We start from the raw sequence: 18805 nt of genomic DNA, 5'->3' as shown, positions 1-18805 counted from the left end.
AGTAGAAGAGGAACACTAAACTTGGATCTACAGTAGAAATAGTTGGACTAACAGACAAAACAAGAGAAGTAGTAGTAACAGGAATAGAAATGTTCCACAAATCACTTGAAACAACAGAATCAGGAGATAACTGTGCGTTACTATTAAGAGGAGTACAAAGAACGAAATCCAAAGAGGACAAGTAATAGCAGAACCAGGTTCAGTACACCCACACACAGAATTTGAAGGACAAGTATACGTACTAACAAAAGAAGAAGGTGGACGTCATACACCATTCTTCTCAGGCTATAGACCACAATTCTTCTTCAGAACAACAGATGTAACAGGTGACATCCAATTAGAAGAAGGAACAGAAATGGTAATGCCAGGAGACAACGCAAAATTCATAATCAAACTACAAAAAACCAATACGCTCTTGAAGAAGGATTAAGATTCGCAGTAAGAGAAGGTGGAAGAACAAGTTGCTTCAGGAGTTGTTTCTAAAGTAATTCAATAATAAAAGATAGGGCGGGTCTTTGAGACTTGCTCTTTTTTTTATTTATTTGAGCTAGGAGTCTACATGAAAAATAAAAAGTTATGTTTTTGTTTTTTAATCTTAACAATTATATTTACTTCTTGTTCTTTAAATAAAGATAAAGAAACAAGCGAAAAAGATTTTTCTTCAACAGAAAAAATTATTTATAGTAAAAATAGTAAAAAAGAAAAAAAGCCTTTGGGTGAGCCTTATACAGTTGGAGTTACACCTGATGATTATAATATGGATTATGATACATCTAGGCTTAAGTCTTTAAATGAAAAAAAATCAAAATACTACCCAGAAGAAGGTGTTAAAGGAATTTATCTTAATGCTTATACGGCAGCAAATCCAAAAGCTTTTAAAAAAATTATGAATTTGCTTGATGAGACAAAACTTAACGCAGTAGTATTGGATGTTAAGGATGATTGGGGCAATATTACTTGTAAATTTGATACAAATAATAAGGATATTAAATACGCAACACATGAAATCTTAGATGCAGAAGATTTTATAAATAAAATGCACAAAAAAGGAATTTATGTAATTGGTAGAATTACAACATTTAAAGATTCTGTAATTACTGAAAAACATCCTGATTGGGGATTTAAATTAGATGATGGTTCTTTATGGAAAAATGGCCATGGAGAAGCCTTTATGAATCCTTTTATGGATGAAGTTAGAAATTATGACCTTCAGATTGCAGAACTTGCAGCTAATGCAGGTTTTGATGAAATTCAATTTGATTATATTAGATTTGCAGAAGGTTTTGAGACTTTCCATGGAAAACTTGATTATCCAAAGGGAAGATGGGAAAAATCAAAAATGGATGAAGGTGACAAAAGAATTGATGCTATTACAAGTTTTGTAAAAGAGGCAAGGGAGATGCTTCAAGCTTATGATACTCCTTGTGGAATTGATGTTTTTGGATATTCTATGCAAGTTGGAAGAGCTGATGGTATTGGACAAGATTTTAAAGAAATGTCTAACCAAGCTGATGTTATGAGTTCAATGATTTATCCTTCCCACTGGGGACTTAATTCTTTTGATATAGAAAAACCTGACCTTGAACCTTATGAGCTAGTAAAGAGATATTTAAAAGAAGAACAAGAGGTCTTTTCAGAAATAGAGCATAAACCTCAATCAAGACCTTGGATTCAAGATTTTACTGCTTCCTGGATTGGGGCTGGAAATTATATGGAATATGATAAAGAGGCCGTTGAAGATCAAATAAAAGCAATATATGATTCAGGACAAAAAGAATTTTTATTGTGGAATGCAAGCGGAGATTACACTAGAGGTGTAAATTACTAGTAAAGTAGGATTTTATGGGAAAAAAAATAAAAGATAAGATAGATTTAGGTATAAGGGCTATAGAAATAATAATTTGTGTGATTATATTATTTTCCTTGCTCTTATCTGTTCCCAATTTAGTCAGGTATGCATTGACTATAATGAGAACAACAGATTTAAAACAAAATTATGAATTTTTAAATGAGTTTTTAAAACATGCTCTTTTAATTGTTGTTGGTATTGAGCTTATTGAAATGATTTTAACAAAGTCTCACGAAGCAATTCTTACCTTAATTTTATTTGTAATAGCTAGGAAAATGCTTTTATATTCAGTAGATTTGGTAGATATATTAATTGGTGCAATATCAATTGGTCTAATTTTTGCAATAATAAAATTTGTTGTGAAAGATGAAAATTTGATGGCAAAGATAGATAATACCTATTCAGCATCAGTTCCTGTTAAAAAAATTAAAGATGAATATAAGCTAAATATTCCTCAAGATATGTCAAATACACTGGGTGGATTGGTATATGAAATTGCAAAAATTGAAGGAATTGATGAAATTAAGGAAAATACTAGGCTTATCTATGGTACTTATAAGTTTAAAGTTATAAGTATGAAAGATGGGGTTATTCAAAGAATTAGAATTGAAGAATTAAAATAAAGTAAAAAAAACATTAGCTTTAGTTTGGCTAATGTTTTTTTAAATTTATTAAATTCTATGGTTTTTTCTAAATTGAGATGGGGTAAGTCCTACTTTTTTCTTGAAAACTTGGTTAAAGTATGATTGGGAATTAAAGCCAACAATAGATGAAATTTCCTCCATTGAATGGTTGGTAGATATTAATAAGTTTTTAGTAATTTCTATTCTTTTTAAAATTAAATACTCTATAGGAGTAACTCTATATGATTGCTTAAATTCAGAAATTAGGTGAAATTTATTCATATAAGCCATCTTTGATAAGTTTTCAAGTTTTATGTCTTCAGCGTAATTATTGTCAATGAAATTTTTAATATAATCTATTTGCTTGTTTATTTTTATATCGTTAGTAATTAAAAATTCATCTTTATATTTTCTAAGAAGTTGAATAACAAATTCACTAGCCTTTGCATTTGCCATAGATTTAGAATAGATATCGTTAGAATTAAATTCTACATTAATCTCTTTGAAAAAATTTATAAATTTATCGGTATTTTCATCTATATTTTTATATATGTACTTATCTTCGTCAAATTCCTCATCATTATTGACTGTTTTTACAAAAATACTATCTACACCGAAAGAAATATAATTTAAATTATCATCTTCCTTAGAATAAATACTATGACCAACATTGGAATTAATTATAAAAAAATCATCCTTGCTAGCATCTATTACCTTATCTTCAATTGAAAATTTACCATTACCATCTAAAATATAATAAAATTCAGTAAAGGGATGAAAATGAATCCTAGAATTTATTTTATTAGATGAGTAATTTTTTTTGGCATATAGTACCTTCAAATAGATACTTTGCATACTTGTGTTATCGTTTTCGTTTTTATCTAAAATGTCCATAATTATCGTTCCTTTTCGTTTATACATATATTATACAGAAAAACCATTTTAACTACAAGGTAAATTTTGTCAAATTGAGAAAGTAGAAATTGTGATATAATATATTTAAGAAATAAATATTGTTAATATTTAATTTAAATATATAGAAAGGAAAAGTTATGGATACAAGGTCATTTATTGAAGGTAGGGCGAAAGACGCATATAAATTTTTTGGAAACCATAAAAAAACAAATAATTCTTATATTTTTAGAAGTTATGCCCCAAATGCTAGAAATGTTTATGTAATTGGAGACTTTAATGGTTGGAAAGAAGAAAAATTAAGAAAATATTCAACTGGTGTATTTTCAAAAACAATAAAAAAAGTAAATAAGTTTGATAAATATTTATTTGTTATAGAAGATAATGATGGAAATAAGTCTTATAAATTAGATCTTTTTGCAAAATTATGTGATTTAGAAAATCAATCTTCAGTAGTTTTCGATGAAGCTTTTAAATTTTCTTATAAAATTAGGGAAAATAATAATATAAATATATACCAAGTTAATTTTGAGAATTTGGATAGGGAAATTTTTGAAAATAAAAAAAGATGGATACTTTTATCCAATATTTGAAGAATAATAACTTTACCCACCTTAATTTTATGCCTATTTTTTCTAATAGGATTGAAGGTTCATTAGGTTTTTCTCCATCATCATTTTATGCCTTAAATGAAAATTTTACATCAATTGATAATTTTAAATCCTTTATAGATTTGTGCCACAAAAATAATATAGGGATAATATTAGATTTTGATATAGGGGAATTTGATCCTTTTAATAAGGGACTCATTAAATTTGATGGGTCAAATATGTATAACTATGATTATGATGATATCCTATACAATTACCAAGGTTCAGTAAATATGGACCCCAAAAAAGATATAGTAAAATCTTTTATTTTTTCACTTATATCCTATTGGATAGATGAATATAATATAGATGGAATAAAATTTGCAAATTTAGAAAATATGGTCTTTTGGCAAGGAGATAAGTCTAGGGGAAATAATGAATATTGGTTAGCTTTATTAAAGGAGATTAATTTTTATATAAAAAGTCTGGGAAAAATTTCTATAGGCTCTTTTTATTATATATGGAAAAATGAGTTTGATGAAGATTTAGGATTTTCATATATTTACGACAGAACTTTTTCAAGTCTTATAAAAATTATGCAAAAATACCCTTATCAAAGAGATAATTATTCTAATATAGTTGAAAATATAATTAGGGGAAAATATGATGAATATATCTTAGGTTTTGATTTTTCAGATAGCTTATCTGAAGGTGCAAGTCTATGTATGAAGATGTACTCTGATAATAAAAAATACCAACAATTAAAAACTTTATTTTTGCTTTTATACAGCCTATCTTCCCAAAAAATGATTTTTATGGAAGATGAGATAGGTTCTCTTAAAAGTTTTGATATAAATAGGAAGGTTGATTTTAATAAGATTAATAAAGAAGAAAAAGATTTTAATGAATTTTATAAAGGCCTATCTAAATTTTATCAAGATCATAAAAATTTATATAAAAAAGATACACAAACAAAAATTCTTGAAATTGAAGGATATTCTCTTTATGCCTTCATAAGAGAGTATAAAAAAGAAAAATATTTAGTCCTAATAAATCTTACAGATTTGGATTATAAAATTGATTTAGATTTTAAGTTTGAAAAGATATTAACAAGTTTTGAGGGAAAATATAAAGAAGATGATAAAATAAAAATCCCAGCCTTTGGATCTGGAATTTTTAGGATAAAATAAGCTATAAAAGATAAATCTTTTATAGCTTTTTAATTAACTTATATTCACTTTCAATATTATGGGCAATATTTGTAAATCTTTCCAAAATTGTTTTTCTTGTAATAATTCCAACAAAATATCCGTTTCTATGTGTAATACATATAAAATTATTATTTACAATAAGTCTTAATATGTCTTCAAGGTCAGAATCATCAAATAAAATTGGAACTATTTGATCCATTACTTCTTTTACCTTGGTTTGGGTAAGTATTTGTTCATTAAAAAAAGTGACATCTTCTGATGAAATAACAATTTTTGAAATGGAAATTAGGCCACGAACCCTATCATTTTCATCAAGAACTGGAATAGTTTGGTATCCTCGATTTGACAGGACTAAAATGGCATGTAAGAGGGTATCATTTTCTCTTACGACAGCAACATCACTTGCTGGAGTTATTATATTAGCAGTAGGTTGATTAAATAAATTTTTTAATTTTTCTCCAATCATTTTTTATCCTTAATTATTTTTAAAAAAATAGCCTTTTGTAAAAAACAAAAGGCATTATAGAGTATATTATGTAAGCACACCCAAGCTTGTATAATAAAATTTATACGTTACTCAAACAGCCAGCTCATGATAGGTGACCTTACGGCACATAAAAAGATCTACTTAATGCTGCTACGTTCCCGTCCTGACATGGTTCATAGTTTTCTATTGCGTAAGACCCATCAATCAACACCGCTTATTTGAGGCAGTCTATAATTTTTAAAATCCTAACTTGGGAATTCAATCCTGCTATAGCGGATTGCAGGTTACAGGGCACCGCTAACTCCCCATCTAGTGCATGGCGGAGAGCAAGGGATTTGAACCCTTGATACACTATCAATGTATACACGATTTCCAATCGTGCTCCTTAAGCCGCTCGGACAGCTCTCCATGCTTACAGATAAAAACTATACTTTAATTTTTTTTAATTTCAAATAAATTTTTAAATTATAAAAAAATTTTCACTATGGTATAATCTTTAAGGAAAGGAATGATTATGGCAAAAGCTTTATATAGAGAATACCGACCACAAAAATTTTCTGACGTTTTAGGTCAAGAAAGGGTTGTAAATGTTTTAAAAAACCAAGTTAAGTCAGGTCAAATTTCTCACGCATATTTATTTGCGGGAGAAAGAGGATGTGGAAAAACAACTTGTGCAAAAATATTTGCTAAGGCAATAAATTGCCTTAATCCAATAGATTCATCACCATGTGGAATATGCGAAAATTGTAAGTCAATTGAAGATGAATCCACCATGGATGTAGTTGAAATGGATGCTGCTAGTAATAGAAGAATAGATGATATTAGAAATTTGAAGGAAACTGTAGTCTATCCTCCAAATAATTTAAAATACAAAGTTTATATCATAGACGAGGCTCACATGATTACCAGAGAGGCTTTTAATGCCTTACTAAAAATTATGGAAGAACCACCTAGTCATTTGGTTTTTATTTTGGCCACAACAGAAATTGAAAAAATTCCAAAAACAATTTTATCAAGAGTACAAAAATTTGAATTTAATAAAATTGGAAGAGATGATATTATTAAACAAATCGATATTATCTTAAATGATAGGAATATTTCAATGGAATATGAGGCTAAAGATCTGATTGTAAAAAAAGCAAAGGGTGCAATGAGAGATGCCCTATCAATTTTAGACCAGGTTTTATCGATTGATAAGGATAATTTTTTACTCCAAGATGTGGAAAATATTTTGGGTGTAGTAGATTTTTATTCTTTGGACAAATTAGTTGATAATATAATTTCTTACAACCAAAAAGATTCTTTAGAAATTCTTTTTAAACTAAAAGAAAATGGAAAAGATGATAGGGATATTTTGGATGGCTTGGTAGGATATTTAAGAGACATTATGGTCTATAAGACAAGTTTAAATGAAAAATATGTAGATAATCTTGACTATATAGATTTGATAAAAGAAAAAACAGAACAAATTCCATCAGAAAAAATAGTTTCTTATTTGGAGATTTTAAATGATTATTCAAATAGAATGAAAGTATCAGAAAATTCATCCTTACTTATGGAAATGGCCATATTAAGGCTTATCAATCTAAAAGATGAGAAAAATATTTTATCAAGAATTGAAAAACTCGAAAGAAATCAAGCTAATGATCAGCTTGATATAATAAATAAATTAGTAGATCAAAAATTTAAAAACATAAATCTAGATAAATTTTTAGAAAATAGTAAGAGAGATTTTGAAAAACAAGATACTTATGAACAAAAACCTGTCGAAAAAGAAGTCCCAAAAAGACAAGAGTTAGACCAAAAAACTCTTCCAGAAGAACAGGCATCCATAAAAGTAGTAGAAAATGTAGAAGAAGATATAGAAGATAAGAATCCAAATGAAAGTTCAAATAATTCTTATAGAATGGATACAAATGAAGAAGAAATTTTTATAAGTGAACTTTTAAATTCATCTTCTCCAATTTTAAGGGCCCAAATTAAGGATGAAGGTTTTAATTATGATATTATAGGTGATAGTTTTACAATTTATTACAGAAATAATATTTACTACCAATTTTTAGATGAAACAAGAGCAAAAATGAAAGAAATATTAAAATCCTTGTTAGGCAAAGATTTTGATGTTAAAGTTTCAAGTATTGACAAAAAAAAATCTAACACTAATAATAATATAAGAGGATCAAAAAAAGATTCTAGTGACGATGTGATAGAAAAACTTACAAAAGTTTTTAATAGTGATTTAATAATAGAAGAATAAAGGAGAAAGAAATGGCAAGAGGCGGATTTCCAGGCGGCGGAAATATGAATAATATGATGAAAAAAGTGAAAAAAATGCAAGAAGATATGGCTAAGGCTCAACAAGAAATTGAAGAAAAAGAATTTTCTTCAACAGCGGGTGGTGGAGTAATAGAAGCTGTAGTTAATGGAAAAAAAGAAGTTATTAAAATTAAAATAGATGAAGATGTAGTTGATCCAGAAGATACAGAAATGTTAGAAGACCTTGTTGTTGCAGCTGTAAATGATGCTTTGAAAAAAGCTGACCAATATACACAAAAAGAAATGGGAAAATTAACAGGAAATATTAATATTCCTGGATTAATGTAATGGCTTTGTATCCTGAAAGTTTAATTAAATTAATAGAACAATTTCAAAAATTACCTACTATAGGAAAAAAAAGTGCAGAAAGGCTTGCTATGAGTATAGTTGGTAAGGATGATGAAAGTGTTGAAGAGTTTTCTAAGGCTTTAATGGAAGTCAAATCAAAAATCCATCCTTGTAAAATTTGTGGAAATTTAACAGAAGATGAAATTTGTGGAATATGCAAGGATGTTTCAAGGCAAGAGAATATAATTTGTGTAATAGAAGATGTAAGAAACTTATATGCAATAGAAAAATCTTCAGTTTTCCATGGCAAATACCATATTCTAGGAGGACTAATTTCACCTTCTGATAATGTAAAGGCTGAAGACTTATCAATTGATAAATTATTGGATAGAATTGATAAGGAAAACATTAATGAAGTGATCTTGGCAATTTCATCAACAATTGAAGGTGAAACTACATCTTTATTTTTGGCACATTTGTTAGAAAATAAAAATGTCAAGGTATCAAAAATTGCCTCAGGAATACCAGTCGGTTCAAATTTAGAATATTTTGACCAACTTACTTTAGAAAGAGCCTTAGAAGATAGAAGAGAAATTTAATTATATTAGAAAAATTAAGATATTTTTGATATAATAAAAAAGAATTAAAAGTAAATTTTTAATGAAAATTTATATAATAAATTTTTAAAAAACTTTTAGAATTTAGTGGAAAAATTTAAAGCTGAATATAAAACTTAACAAAACCATCCTTATAGGGTGGTTTTTAAATCTTAAAGGAGAAAAAATGGCAAAATATGATGTAAAGTCAAAAAATGCAGAAGAATTTATCAATCATGAAGAAATTCTTGAATCATTAGATTATGGTAGAGAGCATAAAAATGACAGGAGATTAATTAAAGAAATATTAGAAGAGGCAAAAAAAGCACAAGGACTTAGTCACAGAGATGCCTTTGTTTTGCTTTCTTGTCAAGAAGAAGATTTAAATGATGAAATTTTTTCTTTGGCAAAAAAATTAAAGGAAAAATTTTATGGAAATAGGATAGTTTTGTTTGCACCCTTATATTTATCAAATTACTGTGTAAATGGTTGCTTATATTGTCCATATCATGCAAAAAATAAAACAATTCCAAGAAGAAAATTAAGTCAGGATGAAATAAGAAAAGAAGTAATAGCCCTTCAAGATTTAGGACATAAAAGACTTGCTCTTGAAACTGGGGAAGACCCTGTAAATAATCCTATTGAATATGTACTAGAATCAATCAAAACAATTTATTCTATTAAACACAAAAATGGATCTATAAGAAGGGTTAATGTAAATATAGCAGCAACAACTGAAGAAAATTATAAAAAATTATTGGACGCAGAAATTGGTACATATATTTTATTCCAAGAAACCTATAATAAGAAAAATTATGAATTGCTTCATCCAACAGGTCCAAAACACGATTATAATTATCATACAGAATCTATGGATAGGGCAATGAGTGCTGGAATTAATGATGTAGGTTGTGGAGTTTTGTTTGGTCTTCAATCTTATGAGTATGAATTTGTTGGTCTTTTAATGCATGCTGAACATTTGGAAGCTAGATTTAATTGTGGACCACATACGATTTCTGTTCCAAGAGTTCAACCGGCAGATGATATAGACCCTAATGAATTTGACAATTCATTAAGTGATGAAATGTTTGAAAAAATTGTAGCATGTCTAAGACTTGCAGTTCCTTATACAGGAATGATAATTTCTACAAGAGAATCTAAAAAAGTTAGGGAAAAAGTTTTGGATCTTGGTATCAGCCAAATTTCTGGAGGTTCAAAAACTACAGTTGGTGGTTATTCAGAAGATATTGGAGATGTTGAAGGATCTAACCAATTTGAACTTGCCGATAATAGAACCTTGGATGAAGTTGTTGATTGGTTATTAAATATGAATTATCTACCATCATTTTGTACAGCTTGTTACAGAGAAGGTAGGGTTGGAAAAGATTTTATGAAAATTGTAAAAGATCATGGTATTGGAAATATGTGCCAACCAAATGCCATTCTTACCTTGGATGAATATTTGACAGACTATGCAAGCGAAAAAACTAGAAAAGATGGTAGGGCTTTAATAAATAGGGAAATAGAAAAAATTCAAAATCCAGACCTTAGTGCCAATACAAAAAAATGGCTAGATGAAATTAGGGATGGAAAAAGAGATATTCACGTATGATAGCATATAATTCAGAAAGACTTAGCCTTGCCTTATTGGGTAAGACTAATTCTGGAAAATCTTCATTTTTAAATTTTATAAGTGATCAAGATGTTTCTATTGTTTCAAGTCAAAAGGGAACTACAACAGATCCTATAAAAAAATCCATGGAAATTCATGATTTTGGTCCGGTTTTATTTTTTGATACAGCAGGATTTGATGATAATACAAATTTATATGAAAAAAGAATAGAAAAAACAAAAAAAGCAGTAGAAAAATCTGATATTTTGCTTTATTTTCTATCAATAGACGATAAAATTGAAGAAATTTATGCCTTAAAGGAAAAATATAAGAAGATAATTTTTATAGCTAGTAAGCAGGATTTAGAAATTGGAAATGATTTGCTAGAAAAATTTAAAGATTTTTCTCCACTAGCTATAAATATAAAAAATAATCATGACAGGGAGAAATTTTTTGATAAGATTAAATCCACTTATAAAATTGAGGATAATTCTATAACAAAATCTCTTGTAAAAGAAAATGACTTGGTTTTATTAGTTATTCCTCAAGATGCCGAGGCTCCCAAATATAGGCTTATCAAACCTCAAGTTATGACTATTAGAGAAATTATAGATAAAAATGCCAGTGCAGTTTCTACAAATCTTAAAAATTTAGAAAACACCCTAAATTCATTTAATAAAAAACCAGACCTTGTTATAACAGATTCTCAATATTTTAAAGAAGTTTATAATATTTTGGATAAGGATATAAGGCTTACTTCATTTTCTGTTTTATTTTCAGCCTTTAAGGCTGATATAAATTATTATATAGAATCAGTAAAAAAACTTGACCAAGGGGCAAAAAAAAATCTTAATTGCAGAAGCTTGTTCTCATCCACCAATTTCAGAAGATATAGGAACAGTAAAAATTCCAAAACTTTTGAAAAAAAGATACAAGGATATAGAAATCGACTTTCAAAGGGGAGAAGATTTTGAAAATATTGGAAAATATGACCTCATAATTCAATGCGGGGCTTGTATGTTTAATAAAAAATATGTGATGGAAAGAATCAAACAAGCTAAAGAAAAAAATATTCCAATGACAAATTATGGAATTGTTATAGCCTATCTAAATGGAATCTTAGATAAAATTTCTATATAAAAGCCTTGAGCTAATGCTCAGGGCTTATTTTTTAATATATCCAAACTTGTAGTGTAAAACTTTGAAGGATAGACTTTTTTGTTATTTCTATTTTTTAAGGTTAAAATATGTAGGTCATCTCTTGCTCTTGTAAGTCCCACATAGAAAATTCTTCTTTCTTCTTCAAGTCTTTCAAAATAATTTTCTTCATCCATAATCAAGGGAAATTCATTTTTTATTAGATCAATTATAAAGACCTTGTCGTACTCCAAGCCTTTTGATGAATGGATTGTGCTTAAGGATAGATTAGTCTTTACCAAAGACTTTGATTTTTTTTCTAAAATATTTATTTTGTCATAAAGTTCACCTAAAGATTCGCATGATTTAGCAAAATATGAGAGACTTTCTATATAAACATCCTTATTTACAGTTTCTTCCATATATTTTCTGCTTTTCATATTTATGTAAGAATCATAAGATAGACTTTTGTATATGAAAGAAATTTTCTTTTCAATCTTTAGATTTCTAATATGTTTTAATTTTTTCTCGATATTAAAAAGTGCATCTTTTTTGTAATCTTCGATATCACTATTTTCATAAAAATCAAAAATATTTTCATTTATTGCCTTATGGGATAAAGATTCTATATCATCTTTAGAAAGATAGGTAGAAATCTTATAGTAAATATCTGAAAAAATCTCTACATTATCAAAATTTTCAGAGAAATTAATTATATTAACCATATCGGTAAAAATCTTCGATTCAAAAAAATCTAAAATATTTGAATTTATAGAAAAATCAATGTTCTTATCTAATAAATAAGAACTTAAGGAAATGGCTGAAATATTATTTCTAAATAAAATACCAGTTTTTTTATTATCTAAATTTTCAATTATATAGTCATATTGCTTGGTAAAATTCTTAAACTCTTTTATTTCTATTTTATCATCAAAGTCCCTACTTAGCTTATAGGTTTTTTTGTACCTATTTTTGTTTTGATTTATAAAAGAACTTGCCAAAGAAATGATTTTTTTCCCAGACCTATGGTTGGTATCAAGGCTAATTATTTTCGCATCCTTATAAATTTTTTTGAAATTTAGAAGATACTTTGGATCTGCTGCCCTAAAAGAATATATAGATTGGTCATCATCAGCAACTACTAAAAGATTATTTTCTGGATATACAATTTTTTCTAAAATTTTAAATTGTAAGAGGGAAGTGTCTTGGCCCTCATCAAGTTGGAAATACTTATATTTGTTTTTTATGGACCTTAATAAAGACTTATCATCTAATAATTTTAAGGCGTAAACTTGCATATCATCAAAGTCTAGCAGGTGTTTTTCTTTTTTTATCCTCTCATAAGTTTGATAAATTTCTTTTATTTTTGAAATTTCTACCTTGTCTAAGTAGGAAGTATCTAAAAGAGAGTTTTTCATAAAAGATATTTTTTGAAAAAATAAGTTCAAATCTTCCTTAGAAATTTTCTTTTTATTTAAATCATTATAAATCTCACTAACCAGATTATATTTATTATAAATTTTTTCATCTTCTATTAAATTTAATTCCCTATTATATTTTTTTAGGAAATTTCTTATTATTAAATAACAAAAAGCATGGATAGTCATAAAATTTGTCTTATCGTTGGCAAATCTTTTTTTCATATCCTCAGCTTGGATTCTGGAAAATGTTAAATTTAAAATTTTTCTCTGGTCAATTTCTTTAGATAAAATCCTAATTCTTTCCAAAAGCACTGTTGTTTTCCCGCTTCCAGGAATTGCCAAAACTAAGAGAGGACCATCCTTGTGATTTGCTGCTTGTAATTGTTTGCTTGTAAATTTCATATTTATATTTTATCATATAAGTATGAGCCTAGTTAACTTTATAGATTATTAATAAAAATATTTATTAACTTTCTAGTTAAGGTATAATATTAAAAACGGGAGGAATTATGTTAACTACAAATTTTTTAAAAACAAGAACTTCTACAAGAGATTTTAAAGATCAAGATGTAGACGATGAAAAAATCAAAAACATTTACCAAATTATAAGTGAACTTGAAAATAAATTTGGTGAAAAAGACCTTCACTATCAAGTAAATAAAAAGGGTGAAGAAGTATATTTTAAATTAAAAGGAAATGCTGGATATAAGGGTGTAATGATAAAGGCTCCTTTATATATTGGACTTGATATAACAAATAATAATGAATCTGCTTTGGTAAAAGGATCATATGGTCTTGAAGAATTAATTACAAAAATCCATGAACTAGGACTAAGATCTTGCTATATAACAGTAAGTGGAGTAAGTGATGATATATTAAAATCAGCATTTACTAACTCACAAGGTAAAATTATGTCTATTCTTGCCATAGGCCAAGCTGTAAATGAAGAAGTAAGAGAACATAGGTTTGATGATAGAAAAGGTATAAATGAATTTGTATTTATAGATAATCTTGATCATAAGGCAAGTGTTGATGAGCTTTCTCAAAGAGGACTTGATGATTTATTCTCATATTTAAGATTTGCACCATCATCATACAATTCACAACCATGGAGATTTGTCCTAAAAGATAATTTAGTTAACTTATACCTAGAAGACTACAAAGACGAAGCAAATTTTGTAGATGCTGGAATAGTTATGTATTACTTTGATCAATTAACAAAAGAGTTATCTATTAATTCACAATGGAAAGTTGATCCAAAAGCATATGGATCAAAATTCAAATTTATTGCTCAAAAAGAACTATAGACAGAAGGAATTTTAATGATAAGACTTTACACACAAAAAGATATAGAAAAGATGTATGGGGCTTCAGAAATTCTTTGCCAAACCCATCTTGCAATAAGAGAAATAATAAGACCTGGAATAACAACTAAATTTCTTGACGAATTTGCAAATAAATTTATCAAACACAAAAAGGCAAGACCAGCCCAATTAGGTTATCAAGGCTTTCCTTATACCCTTTGTATTTCTGTAAATGATGAGATATGTCACGGCTTTCCTTCAGATTATGTCCTAAAAGAAGGAGATGTGGTATCAATTGATAATGTAATTGATTACAAGGGAGGACTTGCAGATTCCTGCTGGACATATAAAATTGGAAAATTAAGTGAAGAAAATGAAAAATTAGTTGATGTAAATTTAAAGGCTCTTTACAAGGGAATAGAAGCTGCAAAACCAGGAAACAGAATTGGTGATATAGGTCATGCAATCCAAGAATATGTTGAAGGTGAGAATGGTTTTTCAGTTATAAGAGATTTTATTGGACATGGAATAGGCAAAGAAATGCACGAAGATCCGCAAGTCCCACACTATGGAAAAAAAGGATTTGGTCCAAGAATAGAAGAAAATATGGTATTTACAATCGAACCTATGATTGCAGTAGGAGATTGGAAATCAAAAATGGATGCAAATGGATGGACGGCAAGAACAAGAGATGGATCTGTTTGTTCACAATTTGAACACCAACTTGTAATAAGAAAAGATGGGGCAGAAATAATAACTGACCAAAACAATTTTTCTTTAACAGAAGATGATAAAAAATTTATAGAAGAATACAAATAGGAGAGAAATCTCCTATTTTTTTATATATTAAAAATTATTCTATAAAACGGCTATTTTAATAGTGAATTATTAAAATATTCTATAATTTCAAATAAATATACATAAATTAACAAGCGAATTCTTTTTATTCTATGTAAAATATTTTTATAAACTCCTAAAATTTAAGAAAAATATAAAAAAAATTGAAAAAAATTAAAAAAAAGACTTAATAAGTAATCAAAAAAATGGTAAAATATAAAGCGTGTATTAAGTAGGAGGAAATATGGATATTTTAGTAATAGGATTTGCATTATTTGCAATGTTTTTTGGAGCAGGAAATTTAATTTTCCCACCAATGTTAGGATATATATATGGAGATAAATGGCTATTGGCGTCAATAGCTTTTACAATAGTTGGAGTAGGTTTGACCCTACTGGCAGTAGTAAGTATGGCAAAAAGCCATGGAAATATTTTTAGCTTTACATCATTAGCAGGCAGTAAATTATCAAAAACTATAATTTTAATTATAGCCTTATGTATAGGACCTCTTGGAGCAATACCTAGAACTGCTGCAACAAGTTTTGAAATGGTAGAATCAGCAGGTTTTAACATAAATATTTTTGTTTTTACCTTAATATTTTTTAGCCTTTCACTATTTTTAGCCCTAGCCAAAAATTCTGTGGTAGATTTTATTGGTAAATTTCTTACCCCGCTTTTGTTATTGTCATTATTAATTATGATTATTGTAGGAATAATTAATCCTATAGGTCAAATAAATAGGATAGATTTGAATTTGAGTAAAATATTTTCGGACTCAATGCTTGAAGGATATAATACAATGGACGCCTTGGCAGCCCTAGCATTTACCCCAATAATTGTAGAAAGTGTAATAAAAAAAGGCTATAAGAATAAGTTACTAATAAAAACTATACAAGCATCATTAATTGCAGTAATAGGACTTGCCTTTGTATATATTTCTTTAACTTTTTTGGGAGCTAGTGCGTCCAAGAGTATAGACACTGATTCTAGAGTTATTTTATTAAATTTTATTTCAGAAGAAATTTTAGGAAGTAAGGGAAAATTTGTCTTATTAGTAGCTATTATAATGGCGTGTTTTACCACATCTATAGGATTGATTTCATCAATATCTAAAATATTTGTAGAATTTTCAAATAATAGATTTGATTACAAACTTGTTTCTTTTACTATAGCAATAGTTTCCTTATTATTGTCAGTTCTTGGAGTAGAATCAATAGTAAGACTTACAGGACCTTTTTTACAATTTGTATATCCCTTAGCTATAATGCTTGTAATATTTAACCTTATTGGAAAAGATAGAATAAATAAAAGACTTATAAAAAATTCTTTTTTGGTAGTAAGTCTAGTTTCCTTTATGGATGCCCTAGTAAGTTTAATTGATATTTTGTCCGATATGTTTAATATCAGCCTATCATTTTCTATGGAGATTGAATTGATATTAAAAAATATTATTAAAGTAATATCTTTAAATATAGTAGATTTCCCATGGGTTTTTCCAGTTATACTAACAATAATTCTAACAAGTATTTATTTAAAACTTAAAAAATAATATAAAATTTAACATCCAAATTTGGGTGTTTTTTTTATAAAAACTTTTGCAAATTTTATATTATCCTGTATATTTTTATTAAAGGGAAAACGTAAAAAGGATTTCAAAAAAATCTAGAAAAAATGTTTGATAAATTTTTAACTACATGTTATAATTATATTGTAAGTTAAGATAACAAATTATCAGATATAAATTGAAAGGGGAAATTATGACAAGAAAAGTAGTAATTGCAAGTGCAGCTAGAACTCCAGTTGGAAGTTTTGGTGGTGCTTTAAAATCTCAAAGTGCAGCAGATTTAGGAATAGTTGCAGCTAAGGCAGCTATAGAAAGAGCAGGAATTAAACCTGAAGATATTGATGAAACTGTTTTAGGTTGCGTTTTACAAGCAGGACTTGGACAAAACGTTGCTAGACAAATTTCACTTGGTGCTGGAATCCCAGAAACAACTCCAGCAATGACAATCAATAAAGTTTGTGGATCAGGTCTTAGAACTGTTTCATTAGCAGCTCAAATGATTTTAGCAGGCGATGTTGATGTAGTTCTTGCAGGTGGTGCAGAAAGCATGTCTAACGCTCCATTCTTATTAAACGAAGCTAGATGGGGAGCTAGAATGGGAAATAAAAAACTTGTAGACGAAATGATCACAGATGGTCTTTGGGATGTTTACAATGATTACCATATGGGAGTTACAGCTGAAAATGTAGCTGAAAAATATGGAATTACAAGAGAAATGCAAGATGATCTTGCAGCAGTAAGTCAACAAAGAGCAAGCAAGGCTCGTGCTGAAGGAAGATTTAAAGATGAAATCGCTCCAGTAGAAATTAAAGATAGAAAAGGAAATGTTACAGTTGTTGAAGATGATGAATATATTAGAGACGGTGTAACACAAGAAGGAATTTCTAAATTAAGACCAGCATTTATAAAAGACGGTACAGTTACTGCAGCTAACGCATCAGGAATTAATGATGGAGCAGCTTGTCTTGTAGTTATGAGTGAAGAAAAAGCTAAAGAATTAGGCGTTAAACCACTTGCTACAATCGTAAGCTACGCTTCTGCAGGTGTTGATCCTAAAGTTATGGGAACAGGCCCAATCCCATCAAGTAAAAAAGCTCTTGAAAAAGCTGGATGGAAAGTTGAAGATCTTGATTTAGTTGAATCAAATGAAGCTTTCGCAGCTCAATCATATGCTGTAAGAAATGAAATGGGATTTGATCCAGAAAAAACAAATGTAAATGGTGGTGCAATTGCTATAGGTCACCCAATAGGAGGATCAGGAGCAAGAATTCTTACTACACTTTTATTCGAAATGCAAAAAAGAGATTCTAAAAAAGGTCTTGCAACACTTTGTATAGGTGGAGGAATGGGAACAGCTCTAGTAGTTGAAAGATAATAATTTTATATATAAAAATAGGTTGCTATAGATTAAATAGCAACCTTTTTTGTTTGTAAATATAAAACTTTAAAAAAATAAAACTACTCAAAAAGAGTAGTTACAGAGCGTAGACATACCCTCAAGCACGAATATCTAAATCCAAAAATTGTTGATTTCTAAATTAAAAATTCTAAAATCGCAAACTCGTTGACGCTCGAACAGTGTGATTTTTACGAATTTTCAAATTTGAAATCAAATCAATTTTTTCGTATGATATTCTTAGCATGAGGATTTGTATACTTTTCAACAATCTAAAACTACTCAAAATGAGTAGTTAAATTTGATCTATTGATATTTGATTTTTTGTTTTTCACGTTCTTTCATTTTTCTATTGTAGCATGACCTACATAAGGGTTGGTAGGAGTCTTGAGCTCCAATTTCTATCCTATCTTCATTATAAGATTTTCTAAATGAAACCCAGGCATCTTCTCCACAAGAAGCACAGATTGCATGGTGTTTTATTAATTCATCAGCAATTGGCATAAGTTCTTTTACTATTTCAAAAGGCCTTGCCTTATAATCCATATCAAGTCCAGATACTACAATTGTTATATGAGAATTCATAAGCTTAATAAAATAATTAACAATTTCTGATGGATCGTCAGGGAAAAATTGTACCTCATCTATTCCTATTGCATCAA

General features: G+C 28.3%; 17 protein-coding genes, 1 tRNA gene, 1 other RNA gene and 2 pseudogenes. 15 read left to right on the top strand and 6 right to left on the bottom strand.

All coding sequences use genetic code 11. The features are described 5' to 3' along the window. Positions 1-17 precede the first annotated feature (17 nt). From ANHYDRO_RS09665 to ANHYDRO_RS04900, 3 genes and pseudogenes are all read left to right on the top strand, one after another. Positions 18-496 (top strand): annotated as a pseudogene (locus ANHYDRO_RS09665) (EF-Tu C-terminal domain-related protein); the annotation flags it as partial. Between the two features lie 63 nt (positions 497-559). Next, positions 560-1828 (top strand): putative glycoside hydrolase, encoded by a 1269-nt coding sequence (locus ANHYDRO_RS04905; protein ID WP_004814243.1) that lies wholly within the window; start codon positions 560-562, stop codon positions 1826-1828. Positions 1829-1842: 14 nt separating this feature from the next. Next, positions 1843-2472: a transporter associated domain-containing protein gene (locus tag ANHYDRO_RS04900; protein ID WP_004814241.1), complete on the top strand. Its 630-nt coding sequence runs from the start codon at positions 1843-1845 to the stop codon at positions 2470-2472. Positions 2473-2520: 48 nt separating this feature from the next. Here the strand turns inward: ANHYDRO_RS04900 and ANHYDRO_RS04895 are convergent, their stop codons facing one another. Continuing rightward, positions 2521-3366, bottom strand: a complete 846-nt coding sequence (locus ANHYDRO_RS04895; RefSeq protein WP_039914118.1) for an AraC family transcriptional regulator — start codon at positions 3364-3366, stop codon at positions 2521-2523. 158 nt (positions 3367-3524) lie between these two features. On the opposite strand from ANHYDRO_RS04895, the gene ANHYDRO_RS10635 reads away from it, so the two are divergent. Next, complete coding sequence (locus tag ANHYDRO_RS10635; RefSeq protein ID WP_004814235.1) at positions 3525-3977, top strand: GlgB N-terminal domain-containing protein; 453 nt, start codon at positions 3525-3527, stop codon at positions 3975-3977. Next, the gene (locus tag ANHYDRO_RS04890) at positions 3974-5164 is read left to right on the top strand and encodes an alpha-amylase family protein (protein ID WP_244261647.1); all 1191 of its coding nucleotides are present in this window, start codon (positions 3974-3976) and stop codon (positions 5162-5164) included. The genes ANHYDRO_RS10635 and ANHYDRO_RS04890 overlap by 4 nt, the downstream gene beginning before the upstream one ends. A gap of 19 nt (positions 5165-5183) precedes the next feature. Here the strand turns inward: ANHYDRO_RS04890 and cbpB are convergent, their stop codons facing one another. The 3 genes from cbpB to ANHYDRO_RS04880 form a co-directional block, all read right to left on the bottom strand. Next, positions 5184-5651, bottom strand: a complete 468-nt coding sequence (cbpB, locus tag ANHYDRO_RS04885; protein ID WP_004814232.1) for a cyclic-di-AMP-binding protein CbpB — start codon at positions 5649-5651, stop codon at positions 5184-5186. Between the two features lie 72 nt (positions 5652-5723). After that, positions 5724-5990: signal recognition particle sRNA large type (gene ffs / locus ANHYDRO_RS09660), an RNA gene on the bottom strand. Further along, positions 5990-6080, bottom strand: a tRNA-Ser gene (locus ANHYDRO_RS04880). Before ANHYDRO_RS04880 ends, ffs begins: the two co-directional genes overlap by 1 nt. Before the next feature lie 106 nt (positions 6081-6186). Here ANHYDRO_RS04880 and dnaX point away from each other — a divergent pair. The 6 genes from dnaX to ANHYDRO_RS11455 all read left to right on the top strand — a co-directional run bounded on the left by dnaX (position 6187) and on the right by ANHYDRO_RS11455 (position 11624). Continuing rightward, a complete protein-coding gene (dnaX, locus tag ANHYDRO_RS04875; protein WP_039914121.1) occupies positions 6187-7929 on the top strand; it encodes a DNA polymerase III subunit gamma/tau in 1743 nt (580 codons plus the stop codon). Between the two features lie 11 nt (positions 7930-7940). Continuing rightward, positions 7941-8276 (top strand): YbaB/EbfC family nucleoid-associated protein, encoded by a 336-nt coding sequence (locus tag ANHYDRO_RS04870; RefSeq protein ID WP_004814227.1) that lies wholly within the window; start codon positions 7941-7943, stop codon positions 8274-8276. Continuing rightward, positions 8276-8875, top strand: coding sequence for a recombination mediator RecR (recR, locus tag ANHYDRO_RS04865; protein WP_004814225.1), 600 nt, complete (start codon positions 8276-8278; stop codon positions 8873-8875). The genes ANHYDRO_RS04870 and recR overlap by 1 nt, the downstream gene beginning before the upstream one ends. Positions 8876-9059: 184 nt before the next feature. After that, positions 9060-10484, top strand: coding sequence for a [FeFe] hydrogenase H-cluster radical SAM maturase HydG (gene hydG / locus ANHYDRO_RS04860; RefSeq protein ID WP_004814224.1), 1425 nt, complete (start codon positions 9060-9062; stop codon positions 10482-10484). Further along, entirely contained in the window at positions 10481-11458 is a 978-nt protein-coding gene (locus ANHYDRO_RS04855) for a GTPase (RefSeq protein ID WP_004814221.1), read from the top strand. Before hydG ends, ANHYDRO_RS04855 begins: the two co-directional genes overlap by 4 nt. Then, complete coding sequence (locus ANHYDRO_RS11455; protein WP_392389391.1) at positions 11364-11624, top strand: hypothetical protein; 261 nt, start codon at positions 11364-11366, stop codon at positions 11622-11624. Before ANHYDRO_RS04855 ends, ANHYDRO_RS11455 begins: the two co-directional genes overlap by 95 nt. Positions 11625-11641: 17 nt before the next feature. On the opposite strand, the gene ANHYDRO_RS04850 is transcribed toward ANHYDRO_RS11455, so the two are convergent. Next, positions 11642-13444 (bottom strand): ATP-dependent helicase, encoded by a 1803-nt coding sequence (locus ANHYDRO_RS04850; protein ID WP_004814217.1) that lies wholly within the window; start codon positions 13442-13444, stop codon positions 11642-11644. Between the two features lie 107 nt (positions 13445-13551). Here ANHYDRO_RS04850 and ANHYDRO_RS04845 point away from each other — a divergent pair, with 107 nt between their 5' ends. From ANHYDRO_RS04845 to ANHYDRO_RS04830, 4 genes are all read left to right on the top strand, one after another. After that, positions 13552-14349, top strand: coding sequence for a nitroreductase family protein (locus ANHYDRO_RS04845; RefSeq protein ID WP_004814215.1), 798 nt, complete (start codon positions 13552-13554; stop codon positions 14347-14349). 15 nt (positions 14350-14364) lie between these two features. After that, complete coding sequence (map, locus tag ANHYDRO_RS04840) at positions 14365-15165, top strand: type I methionyl aminopeptidase (RefSeq protein ID WP_004814213.1); 801 nt, start codon at positions 14365-14367, stop codon at positions 15163-15165. A 262-nt stretch (positions 15166-15427) separates the two neighbouring features. After that, positions 15428-16732: a branched-chain amino acid transport system II carrier protein gene (brnQ, locus tag ANHYDRO_RS04835; protein WP_004814211.1), complete on the top strand. Its 1305-nt coding sequence runs from the start codon at positions 15428-15430 to the stop codon at positions 16730-16732. Between the two features lie 208 nt (positions 16733-16940). After that, positions 16941-18122 (top strand): acetyl-CoA C-acetyltransferase, encoded by a 1182-nt coding sequence (locus tag ANHYDRO_RS04830; protein WP_004814210.1) that lies wholly within the window; start codon positions 16941-16943, stop codon positions 18120-18122. Positions 18123-18438: 316 nt separating this feature from the next. On the opposite strand, the pseudogene ANHYDRO_RS04825 reads toward ANHYDRO_RS04830, so the two are convergent. Further along, positions 18439-18805 (bottom strand): annotated as a pseudogene (locus ANHYDRO_RS04825) (thymidine kinase); the annotation flags it as partial.

The organism is Anaerococcus hydrogenalis DSM 7454 (genome assembly GCF_000173355.1).
GTDB lineage: Bacteria > Bacillota > Clostridia > Tissierellales > Peptoniphilaceae > Anaerococcus > Anaerococcus hydrogenalis.
This window is presented reverse-complemented; position numbering and strand designations above follow the sequence as displayed.

Bases quoted from the DNA above. Each gene is read 5' to 3' on its own strand.
- ANHYDRO_RS04850 (WP_004814217.1), bottom strand. From the start codon at position 13,444: ATGAAATTTACAAGCAAACAATTACAAGCAGCAAATCACAAGGATGGT.
- ANHYDRO_RS04895 (WP_039914118.1), bottom strand. From the start codon at position 3,366: ATGGACATTTTAGATAAAAACGAAAACGATAACACAAGTATGCAAAGT.
- recR (WP_004814225.1), top strand. From the start codon at position 8,276: ATGGCTTTGTATCCTGAAAGTTTAATTAAATTAATAGAACAATTTCAA.
- dnaX (WP_039914121.1), top strand. From the start codon at position 6,187: ATGGCAAAAGCTTTATATAGAGAATACCGACCACAAAAATTTTCTGAC.
- ANHYDRO_RS04905 (WP_004814243.1), top strand. From the start codon at position 560: ATGAAAAATAAAAAGTTATGTTTTTGTTTTTTAATCTTAACAATTATA.
- ANHYDRO_RS04870 (WP_004814227.1), top strand. From the start codon at position 7,941: ATGGCAAGAGGCGGATTTCCAGGCGGCGGAAATATGAATAATATGATG.
- map (WP_004814213.1), top strand. From the start codon at position 14,365: ATGATAAGACTTTACACACAAAAAGATATAGAAAAGATGTATGGGGCT.
- ANHYDRO_RS04845 (WP_004814215.1), top strand. From the start codon at position 13,552: ATGTTAACTACAAATTTTTTAAAAACAAGAACTTCTACAAGAGATTTT.
- hydG (WP_004814224.1), top strand. From the start codon at position 9,060: ATGGCAAAATATGATGTAAAGTCAAAAAATGCAGAAGAATTTATCAAT.
- ANHYDRO_RS10635 (WP_004814235.1), top strand. From the start codon at position 3,525: ATGGATACAAGGTCATTTATTGAAGGTAGGGCGAAAGACGCATATAAA.
- brnQ (WP_004814211.1), top strand. From the start codon at position 15,428: ATGGATATTTTAGTAATAGGATTTGCATTATTTGCAATGTTTTTTGGA.
- ANHYDRO_RS04900 (WP_004814241.1), top strand. From the start codon at position 1,843: ATGGGAAAAAAAATAAAAGATAAGATAGATTTAGGTATAAGGGCTATA.
- ANHYDRO_RS04830 (WP_004814210.1), top strand. From the start codon at position 16,941: ATGACAAGAAAAGTAGTAATTGCAAGTGCAGCTAGAACTCCAGTTGGA.
- cbpB (WP_004814232.1), bottom strand. From the start codon at position 5,651: ATGATTGGAGAAAAATTAAAAAATTTATTTAATCAACCTACTGCTAAT.
- ANHYDRO_RS04855 (WP_004814221.1), top strand. From the start codon at position 10,481: ATGATAGCATATAATTCAGAAAGACTTAGCCTTGCCTTATTGGGTAAG.